The organism is Halorubrum sp. FL23, from assembly GCF_052439115.2.
Taxonomy (GTDB): Archaea; Halobacteriota; Halobacteria; order Halobacteriales; family Haloferacaceae; genus Halorubrum; species Halorubrum persicum.
Window position 1 is genome coordinate 1 of the sequence record NZ_JBQVRO020000037.1, and the last position, 8,372, is coordinate 8,372.

Genomic DNA, 8,372 nt, shown 5'->3' on the forward strand with positions numbered 1-8,372 from the left:
GACACAGCCGGGTACTGCTGAACCACCCAGAGACCCGCGTCCTCATCACAGCGGAGATCTCCAAGCTGACGAGAGCTCTGATCGGTTTTGTCGGGTGTCTCTCGATTCGCTGTGTCGAGGTGCTGATCGTCTGCGAAGGCACCTGTAAGCACCTGTACGCCGAGTGGTTGGCCGACAAGGTCGTGGTCCCATTCCTCTTCAAGATCGGCATAGTGGCCAACCTCGTCGAACTCAGCGCCGGCGTTCCGAGTGTTCGCGAGAAGCGCCGCCCGTTGCTCAACAGCATTCTCCCACGTGTCGGCTCTCGCTCGACGTCGCAACTGGCCATCTGAATGCTGACTCCCACACCGGGGGCACTCACGAGTGCTAGCAGCGCCACTACTGACAGCATCCTCGATGACCCAGTGTTGGCTACAGTTGGAACAGCCAACGACAGCGAAGCGACTCACGCCGCTGGCACACCTCCATGAGCCGGGTGGTCCTGCATAGTGCGCTCTCCGCGCACGTGCTCGACGCTACGGCCGAAATCGGATAATCGGCCGTTTCAGAGACAGCAGAGCGGGTTATCGGCGAAAGCCGGAGATGACTCTCACCACCGCAACCATTAAGACCACTTCGGAAGAAATGAAGGATACGTGAGTTCCTTCGGACAGGTGCCATCCTGTCCCTTCCAAAGCGGCCCCTGCTGCCACCAGGGGAACTTCCCCCCTTTCTAAACATCGCCTAGCCGTGCATACTGCGATGATGCGCTTGCCTCCGTCTTAATACTCACGCCGAGCGTCAGACATACATACAATTACTGTCATTTCGTCGCGGTGTCCGTATTCAGGTGGTTTACACACCGCTAAAGCGGGTAACTGGCAATTGTCATGGGTTCCATGTAGGAGCCCTCCGACGAATTCATCCAATCAGCATCCACGCACTCGGATACAGCTGTGAGTTCTACAAGCAGCCTCAAGCATTTAGCGTCCAACGGTCTCACTACGAATATGTCGTTTCGGGTCAGCTGGCACAATCTCCTTGAGCGGTTAGATGACCTCCCAGAAGGAGCGACGCTCCGGACACCACTCTCGAACGACCGGTTTAGTACCTCAAACGATAGGATGATTGGAGCCTCTGAGGGCGTTGTAGAAAGGTGAAGCCCCGCTGAGTAAGCCGAGATTTGCCGGTGACGGTGGCATATATGACTATTCTGAAAGGAAGACGGTGAAAACGACGGTGAACCGCAAGCGCCGCGGCTCGTGATCGGGGCTGACGCGGCGGCAGAACGGGCCGGCTAGCCGAACTCGATGTCGGGGAAGACCTCGTTGTGCATGTCGATGATGAATATCTTCTTGCGCCAGATGATCTCCTCGTTGTCTCGGTGGTCCATCTCGTCCGCAACGATGAGGTTCAGCAGCACCCAGCAGTTGTAGAGCAGCAGGCACAGCATGAAGAAGAACCGCCGGACGCCGAGGCACCGACTCCGTGGGTTCGCCAAGAAGTTCTGCTTGATGTCGCGGAACGCCGTCTCGATGCTCCACCGCTTCCGGTAGAGCTGGCCGACACCGAAGGCAGTCGTTTCAGCGCGTCGCGGCCCGGTGCCGCTCGGATGGAGCCCGCGAGCCTCTACGTCCAAGCTCGTGATGAACGCCGCGTACTCCACCTCAGTCCCGTCGTCTTCACCCTCGTCGTCCTCTTCGTCGGGTGCGTTCATACCCGGCAGCGTCGTCTGTGAGGACCCGTCGTTCGTCTCGCCAGCCTTCCGCTTCTCGCCCTTCTTCGTGACCGAGCGCGTGATCTTCTCCAACGCCAGCAGCGTCGTCTTGTGCATCGTGTGGTCAGCACCCTCAATCTCGTAGTCCGTCCAATCGGCACGTCCTTCGGCTCCCTCGGCGAGGAAATCCTTGACTGCGCCGCGGGTCTTCCGCTTCTTAATGACGTAGTCAAGGCCGCAGTGGGTGACGTACGAGCATATCTTCTGGGTGCCGTACTCACTGTCGGCGTACACGTTGTTGACGTTCACGAGGCTGCGAGCCCGGTCGATGAGGTAGCGCACGCACTGGTACTGCTCGTCGTCCTTCACCTTCGAGACCGACGCCAAAACGATGGCGCGACCGCGGTATATGGCCGTGAGCGTGATGTCCTCGTACGCGTACCCCGTTTCGTACTTCGGATACCGGTGAAGGACGCCGTCGGGCTCCTCGACATCGGTGTCGTTTCGGTTGTGGTACTCGCGGGCAGTCCCGTCGATGCAGATGTCCACGGGCCGGTCCAACATCCCGCGCTCCTTCAGCATCTCCACTTGCTTGTCGATCCCGCGCTCCGTGCGCTTGTGCCATGATTCCCCCTCGCCGAAGTCGCGGGCCTCGGGGTTGACCGACCAGTCGTAGGACTTCTCGCCCGGTACGAGGGCGTTGTTGCGTGCGTAGTTGATTTCGGCGAGCTGTCGAGAGTAGTTTCGGAGCGGCTTCGCCAGCGCCTCTGAGCACATGTAATCGTCGTCGGTGACGCGGTGCTCGGACACGTACACGTCTCTGCCGCCGGTCACCGATTCGTTGCGCCGGCTAGTGAATGTCGCCTGCTCGGTCAGCTTTTCGGCGTCGATTCTCTTGTTCGTCCCGCGCCCGTAGTCGATGACCTCGTTGAAGAGCTCACGATACTCCTTGAACACGCGGTCGCGCGTCTGTTGCTCGATCCGGTGCTCGTCCGGAATTTCTGTGTCTTCCTCGGGTTCCGTCGGCAGGAACTCGTGTATCTGTTCGTCGATGTCCTCGACGAGGTTGAAGTCGTGGCCCTTTAGCTTCGCAGCGATGCGAGCGGCTGCGAACCGCACATGCTCACGGAAGGCCGGTCGGTAGCGCTCCCACCACTGCGTGGAGAACGTCGTGCGGTTGGGTACCCTGTCGTCCTCGAATCCGAACCCGGCAGCAATCTCGGCGTTGCGCTCAAGATACCACTGTAGCGAGTCGAACCCCCCGATGTCGTCCGAGATCATCTTCAGGATGTATGCCCGCATCATCGCCATCCCGTTGAACGAGGAGTTGATGAGATCGTCTTGCGGGACAACGTCAACGACCTCGTACTGAAGCTGGTCGGCGATTGAATCCCGCTTCGCGTAGGACTCCGCACGCGCATGGTCGATGGCTTCTGTTAGCTCCGCGGACTTCCCAGAGTAGTCATCTGGTTCGGAGAGCGCAGCGGAAAGCTGGTTCTGACGGATGTTAGAGACGTGCTCAGAAACATCCGCAGTCGTGTACGGCCCACCCGAATCCTCCAAGACAGGAACGGCGTCGTCGGGTGGGTGGTCGGTCATACATTAGATCAGCGCTTCTTAACTTATAAAATAACGGCTCTGTTAAAAGGTCGCGTTAAGTTAAGCAGAAACGCAAGACGGCGAGAGTATTCTGCGAGTTTGGGAAACTAATTTATTACTCAAGACCGGGAGAAACTCCGAGAGAAACAGGATCTGGCTTCTCAGTTCTCCTTCCCGTTAATCGTCAGAACACAATTAGCTACAACATTCTAGAACACTTCAGCAAAATCGAATGACGGCAGCCATATTGATACTAACTTAACGCGACCGTTTCTTCGTTGAGTTACATTACCGCTTGACCATGCCGAAGCTGAATAACGCGTTTTGAACAGGATATCTTGAGAGTGTGAACATACATACCTGATGGACTGATGATCCCGTGATCGACAGGTAGTGGATGGCGTAGATGTCGGTCGAAATAAAATCAGTTTTTGGAGAAAGATTTGAGAGTCTCACACAGGCTATTAATTCGGCCGAGGCGCTCGATAGTCTTTTGCACATGGCTGGGGTCGGGTATGAGAATGCGGCGTGGATGCATCACCTTGTTTCGAAGGTCAACGAGACCTCCGATAGCGTTGTCGTACTGGGTCTTCGAGTCGAAGTCACAAGTGGTGCGGAGGGCCTCAGTATTACGGACGACAGTAACGATATCTCCGAGACTCATATATTCGGTAATGTGTGTTTCCATGTCACCTTCCTTGGCCCGATCCCACCGATCGAAGGCATCCTCTTTAACATCGTCCTCGGGTACGTCAGAGTCCGGATAATACTGGATAACAAGATCAGCGAGGGTATGTTCGAAGGTGGCGACGGCGGGATAGAGCATCTCTTTCACTCGCCGCTTGTTAAGGTCGGCAACAGTCACGATGTCATACCTATCTTGTGCGCTGCGATCTAGGCCGAATGATTCAGCGAGGTCGGACTGATCCGACAGGAGACCGTGGTCGTCTAGAAGAATGAATGGGTACTCACGGAGGTGCGCCATGACCACGACGAGGTGGGCGTCATCAGGGAGAATCTGGTCGCTCGCCATCTCTTTTAATTGATTCTGATCGATATGGTAGAATTGGCCAGCGGTGGGTATGGGAATATAACTGTAGTTCTGTTCTTGGTAGAAACTAATATTATCCGCGTAGGTATTAGATTCCTCAATCGAGGCTTGCGAGGCGATCCGAGAAGCCCGTTGCTCTCCCACAAGATTGAATATCATACCGATATCAACGAAGCTGCTGCTTATTATACTTGGGGTGGAAAGACAAGTAATGCGAGATCTCGGAAGTGTGATCATTATCCTCGCCATCATAGTGTTCGGAATTAGGAATTACGGCACTCCAAGAGATGTATATCCATCATTATCGTACTCCCGAGGCCGCGTCCACGCACGGGCGCAGGTGTTTCTTGCGCTGTGCCTTCGCCTTGTCGTCGCTATCACCAACTAATGCGGAGACAATCCGGGCAGTACGATTATCACGGTGTGTGAAGAGTTCTATGACACCTTTTTTGGAAGATGATATAATTATTCCCACAATTACTTGGTATTCTCCACCTGGTCGGCAATCATATCATAGCACGATTCACATAACTCGGCATTAATCCCGCCGTCCCGCTTACGCAATTTTAGTATTCCATGTGGTTTCCCCTTAGCAACTGCCTTACAGACATCACATTCAAACGCTTCAGTCATCCAGTGATCACCCTTAGCCCGCCCCAGCAGAGTATAGGTATTCCAAGTCCAAGGAAGAATCCCGTCGTCACACGGAGTTTATTATTGCTTTCTCTGGAGCCGAACATTTGTGTTGTTCCGTCAATCCCTGCTGGTGTAATTAGTAGCAGGCCAATAAATAGAATATAATTTATAGATATACCACCACTCCATACTGGGAATGATAATATCGCTAATAATCCGCCAAAGTACATGGTAGTACATCTAGCACATAAGCCGAAGTACCTACCATTATAACACAGAGATCGTTTGGGTAAAGAGTGACAAAATGGGTAAGACCGTAGCTTCTGAGAGATGACAAAAATATACTCAATAAAACCACCTATCATAATTTTGTGCCACAATCGTTACAATAATTATTGGATGCAGGATTCTCGAAACCACAATCTGAACAATAGTTATATTTTCTATCCTGTTTATTATTCTGAGGTCGTTTGTCAATTGGTAAGTCTGGTTCTGATGGTTTTAAGAAATTCACGATGACAAATGCGACTAAGGCTATTATAAATGAAATAGCCCAAGATACTACAGAAAATGGCGCAGATAATATGATTAATGTGTCTAATATTATCGCAGCCATACCAACACCAATCAATAATATATTCGAAGTGCTATCAGGAGTCTCAAATTGGTCAGTATCTACCTCAGACAATGTTTTTCCACTTTCTGAAATAGACTTCCACTGTTCTTGTGAAAGACAAACACTCTTTTCAGCACCGTCACTTTCTGTTAGTTTCCAAATATTATTTATTCTATCTTTTCTCTCAAATACTGATTTACATGATTCGCATAAGATTATTCCAGTGGAGCCTGTCATGCTGATCTCTTTTACTAATAACTTATTACCCCCACATACTGGGCAAGTGTTGGAGAATACCATTTGTTTTACTTTTTCGTAATCCATGAGTATTTATTCTAACTTCTCGCCACAATCGTGACAATAATTATTGTTTTTTGGATTCTTCCAACCACAAGTTGAACAAACTATTTTCGGTTCGGAGCTTGTTGATGTAGAAACTGATTGTTGTTGCTGTTGTTCCATCTCCTCAATGTTGTCAAAGAGTTCTTTCGTGAACTTTCTACCCGACTTAGTAGCGAACCCCCATGCTACCCCACCTACAATAAAGCTAATAACAAAGAAACCAAAGACTGGCTGCGTGGGGTTAGAGATAGCACCAAGAATGCCCCCCAAAAGAGATGCACCTGCTACAATTCCCCATTGAAGTTGTGAGGATGTTTTTTCATAAAAATCGCCTTGTTCACCGCCTTCTCCGTTCTTTCTGATCTCCTCTACTTGTTCATCAAAAGAGGGTTCTGAATCGTCACTCATCCCCATCATCTCCTTCGGTTCCCTTTCCGAAAGAGAAGCCACAATCTCCACAATGCTTTGCTTCACGTGGATTCTCCATTCCACACTCTGGACAAACCCGTTTGGCTTCTCCATTATCATCAACAACAACTTGTTGCTGTTGCTGTTGTTGTTGCTGCTGCTGACAACAACATGCAGTAATACCGATTCCAATCAAAGATAAAGTTGAAACACCCGCCCAAGCAGGGACTAACATATACATAGCAGATTTGCGGAGAGTAAAGTAAGTTTCCCCAACAAGTGTGTCATAGATCGAGAACTCACCAAAGATCAGGGTGGACACTGAGGTGGTACGAGCCCAGCGACCCTGCAAGATCATCCTTCGGTAGACTCGTTCTTCAATGTCGTGGAGACAGATACGGTAGCGTTGTTTGAGCACCTTTCCTTCGAGTTTCCCGAAGAGTGACGTATCGGCGAGTAGAGTTGTTCTCTCGATCACCAGCTCGTCCGAGGCCGCAGTAACACCGTATTTTCCGCTACTGCGAGTCACCAAGAATCATCGTTTGAGGTACTACCGGTTTCAGATAACTGGCGTCCAGGAACACCGTGTCATCATCAGATTCACGGATAGCGGTGAGTCGCGACCGCTTCAAAAAGACCAGTTCGAGACACTATATCGACGTGTCACCGACTCTACCGATGGGTTCGACCTCGATCGACTCCCACCCGATGCGGATCCATACCCGACGGTATTGAGTCTCCATCCACGATTTGAGGTGAACGACGACCGAGGTGTGATCATCGAGACCGAAGCGCCAACCACCTCATTGTTACTGGATGAGGGCCCGTCCTCTGAGCCTGCTCCCGACGAACGGACAGAACCTGATCTCGATGTCTACGCGGATGCGCTGTTGCTCGTCGACGCGCTGGAACGCCACGAGGTTACAGCGCTCGACGGGGTGGAGACAGGGGCACTCATCGACCTGTATACCTTGCTCTCGGATGTTCAACGGAACGCCAACGACCTCCGCAAGGAGATCGCGGATACGCTCTTAGACCGACTCCATCACGACCGACCGGTCTCGGGATCGTACGGCTCGGTCCAGCGGACGGCTCGGACGAACCGCTCGCTCAAAGCCGACGAGGAGGTGCTGGACACGCTCGAATCAGCCGGGATCGACCGTGATCGGGTGATGAGTGTTGATCGCGGGAAGGTCGACGACGCCCTCGAGGTGACTGATGTCGCTGAAAGCGATGTCTACGAGATTGAAGAAACCGAGTACGTTCGGAAAGCCGAGGTGGACGAAGACCGCAAGGAGACGCGGCTCCAAGGGCTGAAAGACCAACTTGCGGCGAGCGATGCTGACGATGCCGACCAGTTTCGCGACGAAGTCGAAGAGCTCGAATCGCGGATCGAGGAACTGACCGAATTCAAGTCTGGACAGTCGTACCACACACGCTCGAATGCCGACCGATAAGTTGGTCTGGCGACGTGACGAAAAGAACGAACAGGCCACGGCCGAGGTCAACTACGACGCAAGGGCTCCAGAACTGTTGATCGTCGTTGGGCTATAACCTTATGTAGCATTTGACCGCGTTTCACCGCCAGTTTGATACATAAGGTATCGACCCCGCTGCGTGGATTAACCCGAAAAACGCCCGTGCGGGTTTGTCGTACTATACTCACCGACAGAGATACTGATACACCCCGGGCGGATTGATCTCTTTCATCGCTGAGCGGATCTCACTCCGAAGTTCGTCAATTTCTCCAAAGTATTGATTACCAAGGGTTGATCTGAGTTGTCGCCAACACTCCTCGGTTGGATTTAGCTTAGCCATCCCAGTCGGGAGATATAGAAGCTCTAGCTTCGATTTCTCGGCAAACTCCTTGACTTTCTTCGCTGTGAAATAGGAACCTTTGTCGAGAACCACGAGCAGTTTCTCTCCGAATCTTGCCTGAAGTGACTGGAGAAATCGAACCGTCGTTTCCTTGTTGAACGAACCAGCGCATTCCAAAAACATGGTCTCGCCGTTCTCGGTGAGAC

10 protein-coding genes are annotated in these 8,372 nt (G+C 52.2%); 2 read left to right on the forward strand and 8 right to left on the reverse strand.

Features of this window, described 5'->3' with window-relative positions:
- The coding region (locus ACT4MF_RS18500; protein WP_512053335.1) for a DUF5817 domain-containing protein at positions 1-449 on the reverse strand (449 nt) is incomplete at its 3' end.
- Positions 450-989: 540 nt separating this feature from the next.
- Between ACT4MF_RS18500 and ACT4MF_RS18505 the strand changes: the two genes are divergently transcribed.
- On the forward strand, positions 990-1,139 hold the full coding sequence (locus ACT4MF_RS18505; protein ID WP_512053336.1) for a DUF7983 family protein: 150 nt from the start codon (positions 990-992) through the stop codon (positions 1,137-1,139).
- Positions 1,140-1,276: 137 nt separating this feature from the next.
- On the opposite strand, the gene ACT4MF_RS18510 is transcribed toward ACT4MF_RS18505, so the two are convergent.
- From ACT4MF_RS18510 to ACT4MF_RS18535, 6 genes are all read right to left on the reverse strand, one after another.
- On the reverse strand, positions 1,277-3,295 hold the full coding sequence (locus ACT4MF_RS18510) for a transposase (protein ID WP_444683772.1): 2,019 nt from the start codon (positions 3,293-3,295) through the stop codon (positions 1,277-1,279).
- Positions 3,296-3,719: 424 nt separating this feature from the next.
- On the reverse strand, positions 3,720-4,505 hold the full coding sequence (locus tag ACT4MF_RS18515; protein ID WP_444683773.1) for a hypothetical protein: 786 nt from the start codon (positions 4,503-4,505) through the stop codon (positions 3,720-3,722).
- Positions 4,506-4,975: 470 nt separating this feature from the next.
- Entirely contained in the window at positions 4,976-5,347 is a 372-nt protein-coding gene (locus tag ACT4MF_RS18520) for a DUF2085 domain-containing protein (RefSeq protein WP_444683774.1), read from the reverse strand.
- Positions 5,344-5,922: a hypothetical protein gene (locus tag ACT4MF_RS18525; RefSeq protein ID WP_444683775.1), complete on the reverse strand. Its 579-nt coding sequence runs from the start codon at positions 5,920-5,922 to the stop codon at positions 5,344-5,346. Before ACT4MF_RS18525 ends, ACT4MF_RS18520 begins: the two co-directional genes overlap by 4 nt.
- A gap of 6 nt (positions 5,923-5,928) precedes the next feature.
- Complete coding sequence (locus ACT4MF_RS18530; protein WP_444683776.1) at positions 5,929-6,348, reverse strand: hypothetical protein; 420 nt, start codon at positions 6,346-6,348, stop codon at positions 5,929-5,931.
- Positions 6,341-6,670, reverse strand: a complete 330-nt coding sequence (locus ACT4MF_RS18535; protein ID WP_444683777.1) for a hypothetical protein — start codon at positions 6,668-6,670, stop codon at positions 6,341-6,343. The genes ACT4MF_RS18530 and ACT4MF_RS18535 overlap by 8 nt, the downstream gene beginning before the upstream one ends.
- A gap of 196 nt (positions 6,671-6,866) precedes the next feature.
- On the opposite strand from ACT4MF_RS18535, the gene ACT4MF_RS18540 reads away from it, so the two are divergent.
- Positions 6,867-7,805: a DUF7983 family protein gene (locus tag ACT4MF_RS18540; RefSeq protein ID WP_444683779.1), complete on the forward strand. Its 939-nt coding sequence runs from the start codon at positions 6,867-6,869 to the stop codon at positions 7,803-7,805.
- Between the two features lie 205 nt (positions 7,806-8,010).
- Here ACT4MF_RS18540 and ACT4MF_RS18545 read toward each other — a convergent pair.
- On the reverse strand, positions 8,011-8,372 hold a 362-nt coding region (locus ACT4MF_RS18545; RefSeq protein WP_444683778.1), incomplete at its 5' end, for a transposase.